This window comes from Peribacillus sp. NJ4 (genome assembly GCF_030348345.1).
Lineage (GTDB): Bacteria > Bacillota > Bacilli > Bacillales > DSM-1321 > Peribacillus.
This window is the reverse complement of the sequence record NZ_JAUCFQ010000001.1, coordinates 2,746,050-2,768,019: the sequence shown is the minus strand read 5'-3', so window position 1 is coordinate 2,768,019 and position 21,970 is coordinate 2,746,050. Positions and strand designations below refer to the sequence as shown.

At 38.2% G+C, this 21,970-nt stretch carries 15 protein-coding genes and 1 other RNA gene; 2 read left to right on the top strand and 14 right to left on the bottom strand.

Annotated elements, in window-relative coordinates; translation table 11 throughout:
• Positions 1 to 44: 44 nt before the first annotated feature.
• From QUF94_RS13790 to nirB (QUF94_RS13755), 8 genes are all read right to left on the bottom strand, one after another.
• Entirely contained in the window at positions 45 to 1,421 is a 1,377-nt protein-coding gene (locus QUF94_RS13790; RefSeq protein WP_289316359.1) for a sigma-54-dependent transcriptional regulator, read from the bottom strand.
• 24 nt (positions 1,422 to 1,445) lie between these two features.
• Positions 1,446 to 3,455 (bottom strand): transporter substrate-binding domain-containing protein, encoded by a 2,010-nt coding sequence (locus QUF94_RS13785; protein WP_289316358.1) that lies wholly within the window; start codon positions 3,453 to 3,455, stop codon positions 1,446 to 1,448.
• A gap of 617 nt (positions 3,456 to 4,072) precedes the next feature.
• Positions 4,073 to 4,498 carry a hypothetical protein gene (locus QUF94_RS13780; protein ID WP_289316357.1) on the bottom strand — a complete coding sequence of 142 codons (426 nt, stop codon included), beginning with the start codon at positions 4,496 to 4,498 and terminating at the stop codon, positions 4,073 to 4,075.
• Between the two features lie 425 nt (positions 4,499 to 4,923).
• Complete coding sequence (locus QUF94_RS13775) at positions 4,924 to 5,244, bottom strand: hypothetical protein (protein ID WP_289316356.1); 321 nt, start codon at positions 5,242 to 5,244, stop codon at positions 4,924 to 4,926.
• Positions 5,245 to 5,712: 468 nt separating this feature from the next.
• Positions 5,713 to 6,138: an OsmC family protein gene (locus QUF94_RS13770; RefSeq protein WP_289316355.1), complete on the bottom strand. Its 426-nt coding sequence runs from the start codon at positions 6,136 to 6,138 to the stop codon at positions 5,713 to 5,715.
• A 311-nt stretch (positions 6,139 to 6,449) separates the two neighbouring features.
• Positions 6,450 to 8,069 carry a family 14 glycosylhydrolase gene (locus tag QUF94_RS13765; RefSeq protein WP_289316354.1) on the bottom strand — a complete coding sequence of 540 codons (1,620 nt, stop codon included), beginning with the start codon at positions 8,067 to 8,069 and terminating at the stop codon, positions 6,450 to 6,452.
• A gap of 290 nt (positions 8,070 to 8,359) precedes the next feature.
• Positions 8,360 to 8,677 (bottom strand): nitrite reductase small subunit NirD, encoded by a 318-nt coding sequence (gene nirD, locus QUF94_RS13760; RefSeq protein ID WP_289316353.1) that lies wholly within the window; start codon positions 8,675 to 8,677, stop codon positions 8,360 to 8,362.
• Between the two features lie 17 nt (positions 8,678 to 8,694).
• Entirely contained in the window at positions 8,695 to 11,112 is a 2,418-nt protein-coding gene (gene nirB, locus QUF94_RS13755) for a nitrite reductase large subunit NirB (protein ID WP_289316352.1), read from the bottom strand.
• A gap of 195 nt (positions 11,113 to 11,307) precedes the next feature.
• On the opposite strand from nirB (QUF94_RS13755), the gene QUF94_RS13750 reads away from it, so the two are divergent.
• Complete coding sequence (locus tag QUF94_RS13750; RefSeq protein WP_289316351.1) at positions 11,308 to 11,646, top strand: MerR family transcriptional regulator; 339 nt, start codon at positions 11,308 to 11,310, stop codon at positions 11,644 to 11,646.
• 271 nt (positions 11,647 to 11,917) lie between these two features.
• Here the strand turns inward: QUF94_RS13750 and cobA are convergent, their stop codons facing one another.
• The 4 genes from cobA to QUF94_RS13730 all read right to left on the bottom strand — a co-directional run bounded on the left by cobA (position 11,918) and on the right by QUF94_RS13730 (position 18,681).
• The gene (cobA, locus tag QUF94_RS13745; protein ID WP_289316350.1) at positions 11,918 to 12,688 is read right to left on the bottom strand and encodes a uroporphyrinogen-III C-methyltransferase; all 771 of its coding nucleotides are present in this window, start codon (positions 12,686 to 12,688) and stop codon (positions 11,918 to 11,920) included.
• A gap of 152 nt (positions 12,689 to 12,840) precedes the next feature.
• The gene (gene nasC / locus QUF94_RS13740) at positions 12,841 to 14,991 is read right to left on the bottom strand and encodes an assimilatory nitrate reductase catalytic subunit NasC (RefSeq protein WP_289316349.1); all 2,151 of its coding nucleotides are present in this window, start codon (positions 14,989 to 14,991) and stop codon (positions 12,841 to 12,843) included.
• Positions 14,992 to 15,103: 112 nt separating this feature from the next.
• Positions 15,104 to 17,425 carry a nitrite reductase large subunit NirB gene (nirB, locus tag QUF94_RS13735; RefSeq protein WP_289316348.1) on the bottom strand — a complete coding sequence of 774 codons (2,322 nt, stop codon included), beginning with the start codon at positions 17,423 to 17,425 and terminating at the stop codon, positions 15,104 to 15,106.
• A 50-nt stretch (positions 17,426 to 17,475) separates the two neighbouring features.
• The gene (locus tag QUF94_RS13730; protein ID WP_289316347.1) at positions 17,476 to 18,681 is read right to left on the bottom strand and encodes a nitrate/nitrite transporter; all 1,206 of its coding nucleotides are present in this window, start codon (positions 18,679 to 18,681) and stop codon (positions 17,476 to 17,478) included.
• Between the two features lie 576 nt (positions 18,682 to 19,257).
• On the opposite strand from QUF94_RS13730, the gene QUF94_RS13725 reads away from it, so the two are divergent.
• Positions 19,258 to 19,800: a ribonuclease H-like YkuK family protein gene (locus QUF94_RS13725; protein WP_289316346.1), complete on the top strand. Its 543-nt coding sequence runs from the start codon at positions 19,258 to 19,260 to the stop codon at positions 19,798 to 19,800.
• A gap of 151 nt (positions 19,801 to 19,951) precedes the next feature.
• Here the strand turns inward: QUF94_RS13725 and ssrS are convergent.
• Positions 19,952 to 20,138: non-coding RNA, 6S RNA (gene ssrS / locus QUF94_RS13720), on the bottom strand.
• A 115-nt stretch (positions 20,139 to 20,253) separates the two neighbouring features.
• Complete coding sequence (locus QUF94_RS13715; protein ID WP_289316345.1) at positions 20,254 to 21,735, bottom strand: UDP-N-acetylmuramoyl-L-alanyl-D-glutamate--2,6-diaminopimelate ligase; 1,482 nt, start codon at positions 21,733 to 21,735, stop codon at positions 20,254 to 20,256.
• Positions 21,736 to 21,970: the final 235 nt, after the last annotated feature.

Below are 21,970 nucleotides of genomic sequence, written 5' to 3'. Positions count from 1 at the left end.
TGCCGGTTACCCAGAAAAAAATGCCGGTTCCCACTATAAGTCTTTTATTCTCCTTTTGAAATGAGCTTAATTTTATCCCGAAGGCTTCTTTCGGAAATTTTTAGAACTTGAGCTGTTTTTTGCCGATGATTTTTACAGTATTGAAGAGTGGCCGTTATAACTTTTTCCTCTATTTCTTTCATGGATATGCCAATAGGAATCCTGAAACTGTTAAAATCGTCGTCATTGCCATCCGGCTGGAGAATGAACTTCTGTTCTTGAACATATTGCGGCAAATCGGTATCCTCCATGCTTTTCGAGTTTGATAGGGCAACAGCATATTCTATAATGTTACCAAGCTCACGGACATTCCCAGGGTAATGATAATCCAGTAAAATTCGACGGGCAGTTGCCGAGAACGTCTTATCTTCACGATTCATATCCCTAGCGTGCTTTTTTATAAAATAATCCATAAGGATCGGTAAATCTTCTTTTCTATCTCTTAAAGGCGGCATGGAGATGGGAATGACATTTAGCCTGAAATACAAATCCTCCCTAAATTCCCCTTCCATAACCATTTGTTCCAGGTTTTTATTGGCTGCACTTATAATACGGACATCCAGTGAGATTTTTGTATTGGATCCCAGAGGCGTCACTTCCCGTTCCTGTAATACCCGTAATAATTTGGCTTGAAGAGGAAGTGGCATTTCACTAATTTCATCCAAAAAAAGGATGCCTCCATTAGCAGCAACGAATTTCCCGTCCTTCCTCTGAGTTGCACCGGAAAATGCTCCCTTCTCATAACCGAACAATTCAGATTCCAGCAGCATCTCAGGAATTGCTGCACAATTGACAATCTGCATGGCGTTATGTTTCCTTCTTCCTAATGTATGGATGTTTCGGGCTACCAGCTCTTTTCCAGTTCCACTTTCACCCGTGATAAGAACACTTGAATCAATATCTTTCACTCTTTCGATCATTGAAAAAATACGCTGCATCGCCTTGCTGTTACCAAGAAAATTACCAAATCCCTTTTGAATCTCTAATTCTTCATGTAACGTCTCCAATTGATTGGACATCTGTTTGAATTCGGCTGCCCTCATCAAGAGCAAAGAAAGTTCTTCTATATTAATTGGCTTTTCAATATAGTAGTATGCCCCTTTTTTTATAGCCTCGATGGAAGTTTCAATGGATGAATAGGCAGTCATCATGATGATTGTCACGTTAGGTGCTATTTGTTTGATTTTCTGTAGGACATCAAGTCCACTTTTATTTCCTATTCTAAGATCAAGTAAAACAATATCAAAAGGCTGATTATCAATCTTTCGAAGACCTTCATCCGGGTCCGTTGTTGTAACGACTTGATAAGAATCTTCCAAGGCAAAGCTAAGAGCGGTGCAAATAGCAGGTTCATCATCGATCACCAATACATGAATTTTCATATTACTCCTCCTCCTTTCAAGCTTCTATTCGATATATAAAGGTAGTAAAATGATGAATTTCGTTCCTGAATTAGGATAACTTTTCACATGGATATCTCCGTTATTTTCCTTAACTAGCCTATAAGATAACGTAAGCCCCAAACCGACGCCCTTTTCTTTATTTGTGAAAAAAGGTTCGAAAATATGGTTCAGTTCCTCCTGTTTCATCCCTTTCCCCGTATCGGATATGGTAATCCGCCCTGTCTTTTCGTTCTCTTTATCAATTGTTATTTTAATGTTCTTTTCCTCGGTTTCTTCAACAGCATGAATCGAATTCAACACCAAGTTTAAAAGAACCTGGTGAATTTGTTGTAAATCTATATAAAATATAAGGTCATCATCAATGGTCTGCTCGAAATTTATTTGTTTCTTTTCCATTGTCACCTTATGAAAAGCAAGTAATGATATAAGTTCGTGTGCGTAGCAATTCGTTATATTGGGCGGGCGCGGACGTGCATATTCAATTAAATCGGTAACGATTGCATTCAGTCGGTTTACTTCAGTAGGCAAGTGTTCCATTAGCACTTGTCGGAATTGGGGGTTATCATATTTACTCGGAAGTAAATCTATGAAAGTTTTGATAGATGTTAAAGGATTCCTGATTTCATGTGCGACACCTGCAACTAGTTGTCCAAGAGCATGCAGCTTTTCTTGTGTGACCAATTTTTTCTCCAATGTTTTCTTTTCTGTCTCATCATTCATGGAAAGTAAGTATCCGGTTTGCATTTCTTCAGAATTGAACATCTTATGCATCGAATAGGAAATCACCTTCTGTTCATTTTCCTCATCAAATACCAGGATCCGAAAAGAACCCGTACGATTATCCTCATTCTGTTCTTGATTGAAAACTTCGAAATTCTTCATTAATTGTGAATGATTCATAAGATTCAGAATCATTTCCTTGGAAATGTTGAGAATGTCCGAAGCCTTTGCATTGCAGCTGGTAATCATGAAATCGAGATCGAATGTTATGATTCCAGTATTGATATTGTTTAAGATTTGATCTTTGAACGCTTTACCATTTGCGATGTTTTGCCGTTGTTTCTCTAAATCCTTATTTAATAAATGTAATTTCAACGTCTGGTTATGAACGGATTTTTTTAGCTTTTGATTCCATATGTAAATGATTAGAAGGATAAGTGCTACCGCAGTTAAGATTATGATCAACCAGAATATGAATTGCTCCAGCCTGGCAATTTTTTGATTGGACTGTGGCATGACCCATTTATCGATTATCCCGTTGATATTTCGGTTTGCTTTAAGTTCTGTGAGTGTATTGTCCATCATGAAAAGAAGCGATTGATTCCCTTTTTTCACTGCTATCGTATAATCCGCGGGTTCAATGACTTCATCAAGAATGATGTAATTCTTTTCTTGGCGGAACTTTTTCAAATAGAAGTCTGCAGTCCATTTGTTTCCGATGAATACATCTGCACGGTTGTTCAATAATGTTAAAATACCCGAGTATTGATTCGAAACGGTCGTTAAATTTGTATTCCTCATATTGAGAAATGTACTGATTACTGGAGTGTTATGGTCAAGGACAACATGTGAATCACGTAAATCCGTTAACGTATGAATATCCTGTTTCCTTTTACTAGGAATGATTATTGATTGGGACATTGTAAAATAGGATTGAGTGAAATCAAGTTGGTTATCTTTTTCGGAATTATAGGTGCTTCCAACAATTGCATCAATTGTTCCATTCATTAAAGCTTTTTCCGCTTCTTCCATCCCCATCGGAATATATTTGAAATCTACGCCATTATATTTTGCTATTTCCTCCATTAAATCAATATTGATCCCTGTCAGCTCACCAGCTTCATTTTCAAATGAAAATGGAGCAAGAGCACTTTCTCCAGCAATTATAAATGTTTTTTGTTCAGCAAAAACAGCGGGAGGCCATAATGTTTGAACAAAGAATATAAAGCAAAATATACTTAGTTTAAACAGCTGTTTTTTAATTAAGAGCCCTCCTTTTACGTTGATATTCATGCAGTCAGTATTCCTCGGCTAAAAAACATCATGATAATAATACTTCTCCAATTACGACTTGAACCCTTTAAAATGTAAAAGTTTCTTAGGATAATCTGACACAATCCAACAATAACCAACAAAATGGGTATGTGTTTCTGAATGCATATCCTGTCCTAACCTGGATTTTGCCTTGTTGGATTAAAATTAAAGTAGAGCTTCTTCTATTTCTTTTTCATGCTTAAAAACGCTACATTAGCTCCTTAACGAAAAAAATATAAACCCAGCAACATTTGCTGGGTTTGCCAAAAAAAGAGCCAGTTGATTTCAGAAATCCGCTCCCTTTCCGCCGACCGTCTGCCCAAGCCCTCCTCGCCGTAAGCGTCTTTGGTGTCTCGGCTAGCCGGTTATTCGGCAGGAGTGTCGCAAATTTCTTCAAAGTAAAAAACATAAAGGATAAACTAGTCTTAAACAAGTTTTGAAATGAGACCAGCCTACAGTTTTTTCTTTGAAAAAAAGTCCAGTCGATTGGAACGGAAGGTACGAGCCTCCAAAGGCGCATAGAGCGCCGAGGGCGGACCGTCCGCGGAAAGAGGTGCCTAGAGAGTGGAGAGGAAATCATTTTCAAACCCTCAAGATTATTTTTCGTTTTCAAGGCTTTTTATCATTTGCCGTAACGCTCCAAGATGATAAGCAGAGTGGGCAATGGTCGCATTTACATTTGTCAGCCATTCCTCTAAATCGATTGAATCGATTTCTGCCAATAGAGTTACATATTCTTTATGTAATCCTTCCCTGATTTCATCCCATTTCACCTCATCAACAGCAGCAATGGTCCAGCTTGCGTCCCAATCTTTTTCAAAGTCCGCGCCACTGATCATTGTGCGGATCACCCATAAATAATATCGTATGTGGTCTGAGTGAGCAGCTATAGTCGATCCATTTATTGAAAGTGAAGCGTCGTTTGCGGTTAAACCATCAAGTGTCCCAAACACCCCTGTATTCGGTCTTGATTCAGTATAATAGCTCCCATCAATTCCGGGTCCCTCAAACGTTTCTTTCAAAAGCGTTTTGATTGAACTCGCTAATCGTTTCGCCCATCACAATTCCCCCTCAAGTGTTTTAATCAACTCCATTACTATAATACACTAAGACAAATTAATAATCGTTTTTATTTTGTAAAATAAATCCAAACAACTCGCGGATTAAAGAGTTGCACGCTCACCGCAACATTAGGAAGGTTAGGATTACAACGAACAAGAGAAATACTTCACTTAAGTCTAATATTACTGGCTTGGATTAAAAAATATGATTGATTTTAATTATCGACAGCTTCCTTTTACTTTCGGGTACAGTTCAAACGCTAAGGGGAGGGTAATTATTAAATAAAAAAAAATAAGGCCATCTCCTAAATGATAAGGACGGCCTTATTTTTATCTAAAAATATGATTCAGTCTTGAAAGCATGCCATGCAAAGCCATTAGATTTTTTAGTAGCTTTTCAAACGCTCCTCCAAGGACAAAATTCTAAACTTTAACTCTTGATTCGAGTCTAAGCCACCTATTACAATTTGGTTATCTTCCGTAATGGTGACATATCTGAAGGTCTCATCATCGTGGATCTTTATTTTTGTTTCCAATGTCGTTTCCATTTTTGCAAAGACTTCATCTGTGTATTTAAGTGGAAGAAAATCATCTAATCCTTCGTCGGGGCTGCCGAGCCACTTAAACATGAAATCTTTCAATGAATATTGTTCAATCATCGATAAATGATTTTTAAAAATTAATTTGTCAATTGTTATCTCTTTCAACTTAACCACTCCTCAATAATATATAAAGTTTATATGGATAAAGTCTTAACATCAAGGGTATTCCAATGACAAACGATTACATTTTGATTACTTGCTGACTAAATAAACCCATCTATGCCGATAAATGGTTCAGGACAATGGGATGTGAGCTTTCCTGAAAAACAATTTGAAGGTAAATATTTTCTTTACTGGAGAAAAAAGTTTGATTATTTAATGTCCTAGGGAAATACGCCTTGTATTACCATTCAGAGGAATTGATTCTGCAGTTGTCACTTTTGTGCATAGATTTTAATGTGACTTACTGAAATATTTTAATATTTGTTACCTCTTTACTGACTGTACAAACAAAAAGATTCATTCTATAAAACGTTCATTTCAGTCAAAAACAGCCTCCATTTCTTTAAGGAAATGAAGGCTGCTTTTCTTAAACGATAAATTTAATAACAATTTACTCATAAATGATAGTGCTTAGATTTCTTGTTTTCCTTTAACTCCATTTATTGAATAGCTCATTTTAATGTTGGCATTTAATGAGTGATATACTGAACAGTAGGTATTTTTCGATAATTGAATCGCACGGACCACTTTATCTTCAGGCAGTTCCCCCTCCAATAAATAGTGGATATTAAAATCGGTAAAACGTTTTGGATGGTTTTCTGCCCGTGACCCTTCTATTTCTATTTGAAAGGCCATTGTTTCAAATCGCATTTTTTTCAAAATCATTACAATATCTATTCCTGTGCACCCAGCAAGGGAATGTAACAGTAACTCTGTGGGTCTTGCTCCACTATTTTTTCCTCCTACTTCTTCGGCAGCATCGATCTTTATTTCATGTCCTGACGGAGTAGTGCCAGAAAAGGCCATTTGCCCTGTCCATGTAATCATTGTTTTCATTTGTGTCAATTCCTCCCTTTCTTATGTTTTGTCCTAAAAATAGTCCACATGTCTATTTAATGAAAGTACAGGTCAATTAAGTATTAAATAATATTTTCCCCATTATTTATCGAGGTTTTATTCATTTGGATAATTTGCTCAATTGGTACTTCTACACAGAAGATGGTTTTTGCATTGTATTCATTTCAAGAAATAGTAGAGATAACTTGTGATGAAAAGCTTTCAATACCTTATATTCTTCCCACAATCCCTTCTTAGTTAGTCATATAAAACATAAGTCATCATTTTGACAGGATCCTATATATAACCAACTACCATGAAGTTTTATAGTTTCCTATTCCACTCAAAGGAGTTTTATAACTATTATTTTCTCCATCTTGCCAAGTAATATTGCCATTTTCATCTTTTATGACGAACTTGAATTCATAGTATCGATCTGCGGCTAAACGGAATGTTCCGCTCCAGCTGCCTTCTTTATTTTGTGTGAGTTTATATTCGTAATCTTCTGGATTCCATCTGCCTATTTCTCCTCTATCCCCAATTAAGTAGACTCCCTGTGTGGAAGGTACATTTTCAACTGTGAATGTAACTGGAATCGATTTGCCTTCCAATTTATCTGCCATCATCCTGAACTCATTTGTTGGATTTCCTTCATCATCGAATAAATATGACATCCTTAGCAAGGTAAAGCCCTCAAAATCATAGTTAAAAACCATTTCTGCTATATTGTCAAAGCCCCATTCATTATTGATCAGTGGGAGTGCGTTTTCCCCGTTTAATGAAATTCCTTTTTGATTGGCTAAAGTGGCAATATGGGTCACCAACGTTTTAGGAGCACTATAGGATGGTGCATTATGTGCGTCTTGATCTCCCATTTCCAAACAGGTGAACGTGAGGGCCATATTGGATTTCTTAAACTGATTCAGTAGTTGGGAGTAGTTATAGTACCCTGCACTATATTCTGCTGAATGCGGCAGTACTGGATCGTTCATTTTCCAATGGACACCTGAGATTTTAGCTCCGATTGGTACGCCAAAGACTTCATCAAAATGTTTATGGGCAAATTTCGAGATTTTTGAAAGATGTTTTTCAAGTGCACCTTGATACCACTGCATGAAATCTTTTCCAAATTGTGTGTCGACTGCTCCTCCTCTTGTGAAAAATTCATCCCCGTTACCTGGCGGCTGAATCTCCCTCCAGTTTTTATAATTTTTGCCCCAAGCAGCATTTAATTTTTTTATCGTTGAATACTTCTCTCTCATGGTAAGCCTGAAATCCCGTTTCGCCCCTTCTGTATAAGCTTGAAGCTGTCCCCTTTCAGGATATTCCCAGCCATCTGCATTTTGATAGGAGGGATATCTTAGTTCCCCAGCTGGACCTGCACTTAGATATATTTTAGCTATTAAATCCTTCTCATCAGCAAAGTTCTTTGCAAAGGATTTGTACAATTCTTCGTATTGATCAGCTGTACCTTCCCACCAAGGAGCAAGTACCTCCTTATTCCAGAAACCACTTTCACTCTTGAATGCCATGTTTTCGGCAGAGTCTATATTCCAAAGCCAACTCGGGATGGGATAGTTACAATCATCTCCCACATTACCGCCGCATTGATGTGTAGATAAAATGGGCACCCATTTTAAACCAGAAGCTTTCACTGTCTCCCCATATTTTTTATAATAAGACCAATCAAATTGATTATCTTTTTTACTCTCGACCAATCCCCACCAGATATCTGTCGTTATTGCGTATACTCCATTTTCCTTCAACTGAATCAACTCTGCTTCAAATGCATCCCAATCTGTTATTTCACCCAATGGGGCCATCACATAAAGCCTGTAATCTGGTTTTACTTCTGCTGATCCGGGTGAAGTACTTGATAATGGAACGAAATACAGCATGAAGGTAAAAACGCCAATAGATAATTTTTTCATAAAAACGCCAACCTTTCCCCTATAACTTATTCAATTGTGGAAATTTTCGAACGTTATCGAAATCGCTTACATGCATTCGGTCAATAAAGTCTATCCTTTACTAGAAAGTATATTTGTTTTGGAAATATTTATCAATTGCTTTGTGGGGAATACAGTCATTTAAAGTGAAAATTCAGTTCATAGCTCCTCAAAGAAAGAAAAATGGATAGTCCTATAAAAGACTATCCATTACGGGTTATACTAATTGACTAATATTTCGCATTTTCCATACCATTAGTTTGCATGCATTTTTATAGAACAATATAAACATCCCCATTTTCTATTGCAACATTGAATGTCTTTACACAGCCATTATCAGGTTTTTGGACTTCTCCATTCACGACACTGATTTTCCAGTCATGCATCGGGCAAAAGACGTGATCACCACTCACAATACCTTCCACCAGGACTCCGCCTTTATGTGGGCAACGATTTTCAATAGCTCGGAATTCCCCATTTGCTAAATGAAAAAGAGCAATTTCATGAGATCCTATCGTTACTGTTTTCCCCAGATTTTTTGGCATCTCATTTACTGTTGAAACCTTTATCTTTTGAAGAGTTTTCCCCATTTAGGATTCCCCCAAATTCATTTATTTGATATAACTGGAATTTTCACTTTTTGAAATAAATCGGTTTGGATCGCATTGCTCTCAATAATTTCTTTCCACGGTTCTTGCAATACCGATAAGGCCTCATTTAAACGTTGATTAAGCTCAATCCTTTTTTGCTTATCACCGATAATCGCTTTAATGGGATCGAACCCTACACGCTCAACCCAGACAGACGTTCTTTCTAAATAGTTGGCAGTCTCTCGATAATGTTGGATGTATGCACCTGTAATTTCGATTACCTCATCACTTGTTTTCACTTTGCATAATAATTCAGCAGCTCTTAAATGTGTTCCGCCGTTGCCGCCAATATAAATTTCCCACGCACCGTCAACACCGACAACACCCAGATCTTTGATACCGGATTCAGCACAATTACGGGGGCATGCCGACACAGCCATCTTAACCTTATGCGGTGTGCCTACACGTTCAAATTTCTTCTCCAGGGCAATGCCCAATCCAATCGAATCTTGAGTGCCAAAGCGGCAAAAGTTTTCACCGACGCATGTTTTCACTGTTCGAAGGGTTTTTCCATAAGCATATCCAGAAGGCATATCCAGATCGGCCCAAACACTTGGAAGATCGTCTTTCTCTACGCCGAACAAATCTATTCTCTGCCCGCCTGTGACCTTCAGTAACTTAACATTATACTTATCAGCAACATTTGCTATTTTCCGCAATTGATCGGGATTAGTGACGCCGCCATACATTCTTGGCACAACAGAAAATGTACCATCCTTTTGAATATTTGCATGTAACCTTTCATTTACATAGCGGGACTCTTTTTCATCTTCATATTCAACAGGATGAATCATACCTAAGTAATAGTTCAATGCCGGTTTACACTTCGAACATCCATCACTTGTATTCCAGCCGAGAACATTCATGACTTCTCGAGTATGGGTCAGATTCTTTTCGCGTATTTCAGCAACAACCTCATCTCTAGTTAAAGTGGTGCAAGTGCATATAGATTCCTTTTGATTTGACTTGCTGAAATCATCGCCCAATGTAAGTTCCAGAATATCACCGACTAACGGCTTGCAACCCCCACATGATCTTGAAGCATTTGTGCAGCCTTTTACTTCATCGATACTTGTTAACCCTTTAGATTCGATAGCCGATACAATATCGCCCTTCGTTACACCATTACAGCCACAGATGATTTCCTCGTTTGACATCGCACTGACAAGACTAACACTGGGTTCTTCACTCGTTCCAGCTATTAAATATTCGGAAACTTCGGCATTTTTATTGATCATGCTCAAAAGGTTATTGCTTTCCTTTGTATCCCCAAATAATACCGCACCAGAAATTTTCCCATTTCGGATCATTACTTTTTTGTAAGTGCCGTTCCATTCATTAAATTCCTTGATTGATTTGGCTTTTTCATCCTCGAAAATTTCCCCCGCCGAAAATACATCAACACCAGATACTTTTAACTTGGTAGACAGTACTGAACCCTGGTAAGCTTCGCCTTTAAGCCCGCAAATCTTTTTGGCTAACACTTTGCCCTGTTCATAAAGGGGAGCGACCAAACCATACACCATCTCACGGTGTTCCGCACATTCACCAACGGCATAAATATTCGGGATTCCAGTCTCCATATAATCGTTCACAATAATTCCTCGATTGACAGGGATGTCGCTATTTTTGGCCAATTGAATATTTGGTTTGATTCCAACTGCCATGACCACTAGATCGGCGCTAATTTCCTCACCATCACTAAAGCGTAATCCTTTAACATCAGTCTCACCAAAAATCTCCTGCGTTTGTTTCCCAAGATAAAAATTCATTCCCTGGCTTTCAAGTTCCTTTTGCAACATTTTTCCTGCTGTTGGATCTAACTGCCTATCCATCAAATATTCCGCAAGATGAATGACATCAACCTGCATACCTAGATTCAAAAGGCCCCTCGCTGCTTCAAGACCCAATAATCCTCCACCAATGACTGCTGCCTTTTTATTGTTTTTTGAATATTCAATCATTTTTTCGCAATCTTCTATATTTCGAAAAGCTGTCACTCCTTTTTTATCCGCCCCATTTATCGGTAGAATGAAAGGAATTGATCCGGTAGCTAAAATTAATTGATCATATTCGACTTCACGATTTCCATCTGAGTATATGATTTGTTTTATTGTGTCGATATTCGTTACTGTTTCACCTGAAAACAGTGTAATATTGTTATCTTTGTACCAGTTCCAATCATTTATTGTAATATCATCTATCGACGTAGCACCTTGCAATACATTCGATAGTTGGATTCGATTGTAATTCGGATGTGGTTCACTTCCGAAGACAGTAACTTCATACCTTTCCGGTTGAATTTTCATAATTTCTTCTATACATCTAACTCCTGCCATGCCATTCCCAATGAGTACCAATCTTTGCTTCGTCATGTATTGTCCTCCAATAAGATTTTTTTGAAAGGATTATGTATTTGATTATAGGTGAGGGCAATATTTATAACAACAAGTGTGTTACATAATCTAACATGATTTTTGAAAATTAATAATTAATGTTAGATTTTATTACAAATATTCAGAAAATTAGGATATAATATCATTATTGATCTAGCCTAAATCAAAAATGAGGTGATTTTCATCGTTCAGCCACAAAAAGATTCTTATATTGACAGAAAAGTAATTTCCATAGGAGTAGTAAGAGAATTAACCGGTCTATCAGATAGACAAATTCGGTATTACGAAGAAAGAAAACTCGTTTTCCCCGAAAGGTCTAAAGGAGGTAGCCGTAAATACTCCTTTTCCGATGTCAAGGCATTAGTGGAAATCGCAGATAAAATAGAGGATGGAGTACAAACCAATGAAATTAGACAGGAAAAAATAAAGGAAAATAGAAAAATCGAACAGGAAAAAATGCGAAAGAAAATGCTGCAAGGTCAATTAAATGCACACTTTGGCACACGTAATTGATTTATGCTAGCGCTCCGGAAATATTAGCCGATCCAATACGGTTTTTATAACCGTCAATAGTTAGACTTCCTTAAACCCATACAGTACGACTGGACATGATATCATGTCCAGTTTTCAATTTTCATTGCAGTTGAACCATCCCCCTTTTTTGGATTAAAGAAGGGAAACTCAAACCCAGAAAAGGGACTATAAATACAGGACAGGAATCCCTTACAATTAAAGGGGAATTGACTAAATGCACAATAACAAATATCCACTAATCATTCCACTTCTATGCAAACTCCTTATCTTCTTTCTTCTCTGGGAACCATGATAATTTTTCGGATAACTTCACCACTTCTCCTATTACAATCATTGCGGGATTAACGACCTGCTCTCGTTTAACAAGCTCCACAATTGTATCGATTGTGCCTATAACAGTTCGTTGAAAACCTGTCGTTCCCTGTTCAATGACAGCTATAGCAGTTTGAGGGTCCTTACCGCAGGATCGTAATTGGTTACATATATAAGGAAGGTTTTTAATACCCATATAAATAGCAATGGTGTCAACACCATTAGCCAAATGATTCCAGTGGATGTTATCAGGTTTGCCAGTCACGCAGTGTCCCGAGACAATTGCGAAGGTGCTCCCCCAATCCCTATGAGTCACGGGAATTCCTGCATAAGCTGGAGCAGCAATTCCAGATGTGATACCAGGAACTATTTCAAATTGAATTCCGTGCTTTACTAGCTCTTCTGCCTCCTCGCCGCCTCGTCCAAAGATGAAAGGATCTCCCCCTTTTAGCCGAACGACCGTTTTTCCTTCCATTGATTTACTAATTAACATTTGGTGAATGTCCCCTTGAGAGACACAATGGTTTCCAGGTGCTTTACCACAATAAATGAATTCAGCTTCGGCCTTCCCGTATAACAGCAATTCACGATTTACCAATCGATCATACATGATAACATCGGCTTGTTTGATACATTTGGTTGCTTTGACAGTAATTAAGTCCGGATCACCGGGTCCAGCTCCAACAATATAGACCTTACCTTTTCCCATCCTTTTTCCCCTTTTTTGATAGTCATGAATAAGCGCCTTTTTCCTTAAAACTTCATTGATAGGGAATACAGTCCGCTTAGTCTCTATCTTATTAGATTTTGATTAAACTAGATTTTGATAAATGATTATGTTGAATGGGAAGTAATCTCCCTTTAATTGGACATTATCTCATCTATGGGATTTACTTTTACGGCACTTACTTTAAAACCTGGCATTTTGCATGTCGGGTCTAACTCCTGTGAAACGAGGCGATTGACATTTTGTGAGTCTGCCCAATGAAAAGGAACGAATATAGTATCTTGACGAATAGTTTCTGACCATTTACTTCTTACAACGATACTTCCCCGCCTTGATTCAATTTTCACCAATGTAGTATCTGGAATATGATATTTCTTGGCTGTTTCAGGATGAATTTCCATATATGATTCAAAATTTCTTGCTGCTAATGATGAGCTTTTTCTCGTTTGCACTCCTGTTAAATAATGTGACATGATTCTTCCTGTTGTTAAATAAAGTGGAAACTCCGTACATGGCTGTTCTTTTGGAACAATAGGCACATTATTAACCACAACCATATCTGCCTTTCCATCCGGGTGGGCAAAAGAAGTTTCGAACAACCTTTTTGTCCCATTATGGTCAAGGGTTGGGCATGGCCACAAAATGCCTCCTTCTTTTCTTAGACGATCATAGGTTATCCCATAATAATCAGCAGTTCCCCCACGGCTTGCCACTCTTAATTCATTGAAAATCTCATTTGCAGATTGAAAGGAAAAATGCTCCCCTTTTCCAAGTGTCTTTGCTATATCACAAATTATTTGCCAATCATGCTTGACTTCACCGGGTTTTGAAAAACTTGCTTCCCGCAATGTTACCCGTCCCTCTAAATTTGTCATCGTTCCTTCATCCTCTAAATAAGACGAAGTAGGTAAAATTAAATCAGCCAATCTATCAGTTTCTGAAACAAACATATCTACTGCTACAAGAAACTTTAATTTCTTCAAAGCCTTTTTGACAAAGTTTGCATTGGGATTGGAAACAACTGGATTAGAACACATTAAAAACATGCCGGTTATTTCACCTTCATTAATTTTCTCTATCATTTCGTATGCTGAGACACCTTTACGTGGCAAATCAGCCTCATCGATTCCCCATATTCGTGCAATATGTAATCTGTGTTCCTCATTTTCGATCATACGATAACCCGGCAGTTGGTCTGCCTTTTGCCCATGTTCTCTTGCCCCCTGCCCATTTCCCTGTCCAGTAATTGCTCCATAGCCCGAATTCACTTTTCCGATTTTGCCTGTAGTGATGAGAATATTAAGAAAATTCCGAACGGCGGCAGAACCATCCGTTTGCTGCTCAACACCCCTTGCTGTAAAAATCATACCTGATTCTTCTTTCCCGAACATTATAGCCGCTTTCCGGATTTGGTCGCTTGGAACCCCAGTCATCTCTGAAATTTCTTCTAACTCTAAAGATGAAACATACTCTTTAACTTCATCAAATCCATTTGCACGTTCCCGAATAAATGTTTCATCAGTAAAACCATCTTCAATAATTACTTTCAATAATCCGTTTGCCAAGGCGGCATCCATTCCTGGTTTTACTTTTAGATGTAAGTCAGCCATTTTCGTTGTTGCAGTTTCTCGGGGATCCACAGCAATTATATACGCCCCGTTTTCTTTTGCTTTCTCAAAGTACGGCATGATTGTTGGCTGGCATTCCGCAATATTTGTGCCTGCCAAAATAATACACTTCGTGAACGGAACCTCTGACAAGCTGTTGGTTAGGCCCCTATCCATACCAAATGTTTGGCTTGCTGCCGAAGCAGCTGCAGACATGCACAAACGCCCATTATAATCTATATACTTTGTTTTTAAAGCTACTCTTGCAAATTTTCCAAGCAAGTATGCTTCTTCATTTGATATGGAGGCACTCCCGTAAACAGATAATGCATTTACACCATCCTCCGTTTGAATCTTAGCGAAATTCTCCTTAATGTGGTTTAATGCTTCCTCCCAAGAAATGCGAACAAATTTCCCATCTTTTTTTAATAATGGGTATTTAATTCGATCGTTATGCAAAGCATGTTGGTGTGCATTCATACCTTTAATGCATAAGCGCCCCTCTGAGGTTGGATTATCTTTTCCGATCGTCATATACTTTTTTCTTGTGACTATTGTTTGTTCCAAGAGCTGCATCTTACATTGCATGCTGCAAAATGGACATTGTGTATCATACCTTTTTTCTGATTGGACCTCCTGTTGCTTCATGCGGAAATACTTTAATAATAATTCAGTCAAGCTCCTCACCCTTTGCTCATGGATTTCTTTGGATCGTATTCATGTTACAAGCATTTACTCGTATCTCTTAGAAGCATCAAAAGGTACTTGCCACTTTAGGTCTTTCCCTGAGCTACGCCATTTCCAATCGTTGAGAAAGTTGCTGACTAAGTTCCTTATCAAACAATACTTCCCTTACATGAATTAAACCCACTCGTTCAATCCATTGCCAAGTCCTTTCTAAGTAATTAGCCGTTTCACGATAATATTGAATAAAGCCGATGATGATTTCAATTGCTTCTTCATTTGTCCCGGCTACACATAACAGTTCACCGGCACGCACATTACGCCCGCTGCTTCCCCCTACATAGATTTCCCAGCCCCTGTCAACACCCATAACACCTATATCTTTCGTTGTTGATCCTGCACCATTATGCATACAAGCAGATATGCCCATCTTAATGCGGTAAGGTGTTAATAGATGCTCAAATCTTTTTTCCAAGTCTACAGCAAGTGAAAGGGATTGCTGTTTGTCACATTGGCAAACATGTTCCCCGATACATGTTTTGACGTTTTGAACGGTATTGCCATATTTCGAACTTAATGGCATGTCTAAATCAGCCCAAACACCTGGGAGATCTTCTTTTTTTACACCCATTAAATGAATCCTTTGTTCACTTGTTATTGCCACCTGCGATATATCATATTTATCAGCAACATTTGCAATTTTTCGCAAGTCTTCCGCATTCGTCATACCGCCGTACATTTGTGGGATAACAGAGTAATGGTTATCGCTTTGAACTGTTGCATTCTTTTGGTCGTTTATGAAAAGAGTTTGCTGTCTGGTCTCATACTCTGGATGAATCATTCCTAAATAATAGCTCAGGGCTGGCCTGCATATTGAACAACCCTCGCTATTTCCCCATTCCAGAACATCCATCACAGCTTGAACAGATGTTAAGTCTTGGAGCTGCATTTGATACACGACTTCATCTTCCGTTAATGTCGTACATGGGCACATTACCTTTTGTACATTAGCCTCATCAGAAAGATTACTTTGAATATATGCCAAAAGCTCGGTCACTGCCGGCTTACACCCACCGCAAGAACCGGAAGCCTTTGTACATTGTTTTACTTGTTCCACTGTTGTTAATCCTTTATTTTGAACGGCATCAATAATTGCCCCTTTTGAAACAGCGTTACAATTGCAAATGATATCATGATTTGCCATTGAAGCGATTAGTCCCTCAGTCGTACCAGGTGTTTGGAACAATGCACCCTTTTCCTCCGATGATACTTCTTGTCTCTTTAAAATCATATCAAGTAATCGTGTGCTGGCCTTTGTATCTCCATACAGCACTGCACCGATGATTTTTCTTCCTTGAAAGACCACCTTTTTATAAATACCATCTAATTCATCAAAGGTTGTGATTGATTTCGTTGTTTCATCACCTAGGAAATCCCCAACAGAGAATAACTCAACACCTGATACTTTCAACTGGGTCGAAAGAACAGATCCTTGGTATCCCTGGCATTTCATCTCACAAATGTGCTTTGCCAGCACTTCCCCCTGTTCATATAGTGGTTTCACCAGTCCATAGACAATGCCTTGATGTTCAGCACATTCACCAACCGCATAAATATTAGCGACGCTTGTTTCTAAATAGTCGTTTACAATAATGGCACGATTTATATCAATTCCACTTTCTTTGGCCAACTGAATATTCGGTCTGACTCCCGCAGCCATAACGACTAAATCGGCTTCCAGCTCCATTCCATCCTTAAAACGGACACGTTCTACACGCTCGTTACCGATTATCTCCTGTGTTTCCTTTTGTAAAAGAAAGTGCATTCCCTGGTTTTCCAACTCTTTTTGCAGTAATATGGATGCCGTTGAATCAAGCTGCCTTTCCATTAAGTGTTCAGCAATATGAACAACATTCACTTCCATGCCAAGGTTTAACAGCCCTCTCGCTGCTTCTAAACCTAATAAACCGCCTCCAATGACGACTGCCTTTTTATACTTCCGTGAAGTTTCAATCATCTTTTGGCAATCTTCAATCGTCCGAAATGCAATAACCCCTTCTTTATCAACACCGGTAACAGGAAGAATAAATGGGACAGAACCTGTAGCAATTATGAGCTTATCGTAGTAAACTTCCCTTCTTTTGTCTGTTTTTATCTTTTGAGTCTCTTTATCGATTTTCACGACCGTTTCACCCGTGAACAATTGGATATTATGCTTCGTATACCAGTTTCGTTCATTTATCGCGATATCTTCAAACGAAGTGTTTCCTTGAAGCACAGTCGACAATAAGATTCGATTATAGTTAACGTGTGGTTCACTTCCGAAAATAGTAATCTCGAAAGCATTCGGATCATTCATTATGATTGCCTCAACGCAGCGCAATCCCGCCATTCCGTTCCCAATTAAGACCAGTTTTTGTTTATACATTTTATCCCCCCAAAAAACAAGTAATGAAATAAGCCAATAAAAACATGGTTCTAAATCTTAACTGAATTCTTTCCGAGTACCCACGTTTTTCTCCATGAAAGCTGAGCTAGAACCAGGATCAGTAACGTCACGATTCCAATTACGGAAAATACTAAAAATCCTGTAGCGTATGTCCCAGTTATCTGTTTCAACGTTCCTAGTATGTTTGGAACCAAGAATCCGCCAACGCCTCCGGCAGCTCCTACAATTCCTGTAATGAAACCAATTTCTTTAGAAAATCGCTGTGGAACTAACTGAAAGACAGCCCCGTTACCCATACCGAGAAATAACATTCCGATAAACAGTAAAATCATAACGGTAGAAAAAGAATAAAGAAAACTAATACCGAACATACATAATGTTAGACCAATAAATAAAAACATTAGCAGTTTAACTCCACCTATTTTATCGGCAATAAAGCCTCCGACGGGACGAAAGAAACTTCCGGCGATGACACATAATGTAACAAATTCCCCTGCCCTTATTCGTGTTAACCCATATTCATCAACAAAAAAGATGCTTAAAAAGCTAGTGAACCCAACAAACCCCCCAAAAGTCACACTGTAGAGAATACAGAAATACCATGTATCTGCTATTTTAAATACTGTGAAATATTCCTTGAGCGGTTTTGCAGGCGGTTGAGATGGTGCGTCTTTTGCGATTAAAATATAAATGACAAACACGATGGTTAATGGAATCAAAGCTAACCCCATAACATTATGCCAGCCAATTGACTCTGCGATACGCGGTCCAAACAGGGTCGCAAACAGAGTTCCACTGTTACCGGCTCCCGCAATGCCCATCGCAAGCCCCTGCAAATGAGGGGGATACCAGCGACTAGCCATTGGAAGTGCTGCAGCAAAACTTGCGCCAGCCACTCCTAGTAAAATCCCAATTAAATAGAGCTCCGCTAAACTTTCTCCGAATAACCATCCCCAAAAAAGTGGAATCATCGTAACAAGCATCCCGCCGATCGAGGTTTTCCGTGGACCGATGCGATCAGTCAAAAAACCAAGAACGATCCGGAAAAACGAGCCTCCCAAAATCGGAATAGCTACAATCAAACCTTTTTCAGCTGGCGAAAGCCCGAAATCCTTTGTAATATAGACACCGAGTGCACCTAATAATACCCAAATCATAAAACTAATATCAAAATAAAGGAATGAAGCTAATAATGACGGAGCATGACCGCTTTTTTTCAATTCAGTTATTTTCATTTTCATCTCTCCTATGCTTTATTAATTGAATATTCGTTTATTTTACTCTTATAAAAGCGAGAATTCTTTGTTTATGTGAGAAAACATTACACACTTTTTTTGAAAGTTATAAAATTTGAGTACTTTATATTGGTTATTTGTTAAAATTTTAATAATTTCATTAGGTTTTCTTCTATAAATATAACTCTGCCATAGGAATTGAATGATATTGTGGTTTCTTGGTGATATAAAATCACAAGCTTTATGTATTTTTCAGTTAAAGACGAGGTACACCAATCGAATACTCCAATAAGCTTTTTCGTAATATTCTCCTTACAAAAAAAGAGAAGCCTAATACATAGGCTTCTCTTCGTTACAAACTCCTCATTCTTATATGGCTAACATTACATATGTACAAGATTTAGCAATCATAAATACAGCTCATTGTTGAAATACCCTCAAATGACGACCATCTTCATTTAACGGCGGGTTCTTCCCACGGCACGAAACAAGGACCTCCTTCATATGATATGTTATGAGCGGCATGTAGAAATTTAATAATCAGATTATATCCGGGGAAAGGTTTGGTGCAATAATATGAAGCAAAATTCAATTCATAACATTCCATTTCAAAATCTTCAAGATAAAAACATGTCATTCGAAGAGGTATTCGTTCATATTGTAGAATTCATGAAATTAAATCCATCCGGTAACTTTCGATTAATGGTCGGTACAGATTCGCAAGTACATAAAAAACATACGGTTTTCATTACAGGCATCGTAATACGGCAGGTCGGGAATGGTGTATGGGGTTGTATAAGAAAAGTGATGATTCCTAGAAGGATGCTGCATTTACATGAGCGAATTTCCAAAGAATTGTCGTTAACTGAGGAGATTGTATCCATGTTTACGGAGGAAAGGAAAAATCAGTTAATCGATATTGTCCTGCCTGCCGTATATCAAGGGGCAACGTTCATCATGGAAGGCCATATTGATATAGGGATTGGAAAGCGGAACAAGACCAGTGAGTTTGTAAATGAAATGGTAGCTAGGATGGAATCCATGGGAGTGGAACCGAAAATTAAGCCCAATGCCTTCGTTGCCTCAAGTTATGCCAACCGCTATACAAAGCAAGAGTGATGTCTCCAAATCTATGAACAATGGCATTTTCTTCAAAAGTGCTTTTCGGTTTGTTTTTTCAGGCTATAAAGCGGTACATGCAATTCCTTTAGTGCATTATTGGAAAAACCAAAAAACCGGCTTCGAAGCGAGACCGGTTTCAATATTAAAGATGTAAGCCGCCATTGCCGTATCCAGTAAGAAAGTTTTAAACCACCACTCCTCAAAGTGGGTGTTTGCAGAAACAATCCTGTTGTCCAAGTCAGTGACGAGGCATAACATTCCTATTTCAATATAAAACTCCCTATTACAGCTTAAAGGTTAAAACTTTATTATCATTACGAACAGTGCAGCTTGTATTATTATATTACCGGAAATCCTCATTTCATACAATGTTAATTATCACCATTTAACTGGCCAATCAAATATAAAATGGCTTTCGAATGGAAATGGAAAGCATTCGTTAGTATCAAATTATTGATCAAAATAACCGATAAAATCTCCTTGGTCTTTATTTTGTAGATATAATACCGTTTCTTTGTCAGATATAGTAGGCAATCCGAAATTTTGTTCATACCTCTCTATTCCTTTTCCTGTAATGATAATCCAATCACCTTCCTTACCTGCGTGTATCGCCTCCTGGATGGCAAAAGTCCTATCTGGAATAACCTTCCCATTACCAGAAGAGTAATCGCTTTGCAGTTTATTGAGTGACGATTCCATCACATCAATTCCCTCCGAATTCAAATCATCCATCGTCAAAATCGATACATCACTATATTCCGATGATACTTTAACCATTTCTGCCCTTTTGGTTGTATCTCGACCACCTCGGAATCCAAAGATATGAAAAATCTTTTCCGCCCCGCATTCTTTGGCAGTTTGAAGCATGTGATGAATGGCATCAGCAGTATGAGCATAATCGATGACTATTGTCGGTCCATCTTCCTTCTTATACATTTCAAATCTTCCTGGCACACCAGAAAATAGTTTTAGTGAGGTGAGAATTTCCTCTTTTTTAATCGGAAACATCTTCGCTACGGAATACGCTGCGGTTGCATTATATAAATTATGAAGTCCAGGTAATGGTAATTCAATTTTCACAAAGTCATGATGCTCATTCAATAAAATAAAGGGGTTCGTTGCGGTATTATAATTGGTGATCGTTAAATCGAAGCGATTGGATTTTCCAAATACATAGGTTCTGACATTTTTCTCCCGCAAGTATTCTTGTAGTTTTTCTCCCCAGAAATTATCCCCATTAATAATCGCAAGACCATTGGGTTTCAATTTTTCAAAAAGCAGTAATTTAGCCAGGAAATAATCCTCCATCGTACCGTGGAAGTCGAGATGGTCATGATATAAATTCGTGAAGACACAGAAATCAAATTCAATTCCTTCCAAACGATATTGAGCTAAACCATGCGAAGACACTTCCATAATGACAACCATGTCCTTACTTGCAGCCAGCAAGGAATTCAATTCCATGGTACCTGGAGTCGTATTATGGGAATCGACTTTGTTTCCATTGATAATATGCTGTATCGTACCAATGACGGAACAGGTTACCCCATTCTCTTCTAATATTTGTTGAAGCATATAGCTTGTTGTGGTTTTTCCATTTGTACCCGTAATTCCTATCATTATTTTTTGATTGCTGGGATCCCCGTAAAACCCTTTCGCGATTGTTCCTAATGCTTTTCGACTGTTCCCCACACGTAGATAAGGAACATCCAATCCCTTAATATCACGTTCGCCTATTACAACCGATGCTCCTAGACGAATTGCATCTTTAATGTAATTATGGCCATCGGCCTTATATCCGTTTACGGCAACAAAAAGGTATCCATTTTTAATTTCTTTAGAATTATCGGTTACCCCTGTGATGGTTATATTTTCAATGTCCTTCGGCAAATCCCAGTTTATTTCTTCTTTCATTATGTCCTTAAGGATCATTAACTTTTCTCCTTTATCATTTAAGCTATTCACCTATCTGTTGTAATAAATATACATAAGTAATAACAAGCCATTTTTAGTATTTACCAGTCGTCTAAAAATAATTGTTTATCCAGAATTTGTTGTTGGTAAAAATATAGCTCCGTTGAGTCTACCGGGATAGATTAACCTTGTCACAGAAAGAAAAATAGAAAAGCAGCCGGAATTGGCTGCTTTTTTTTGGTTCTATATGGAT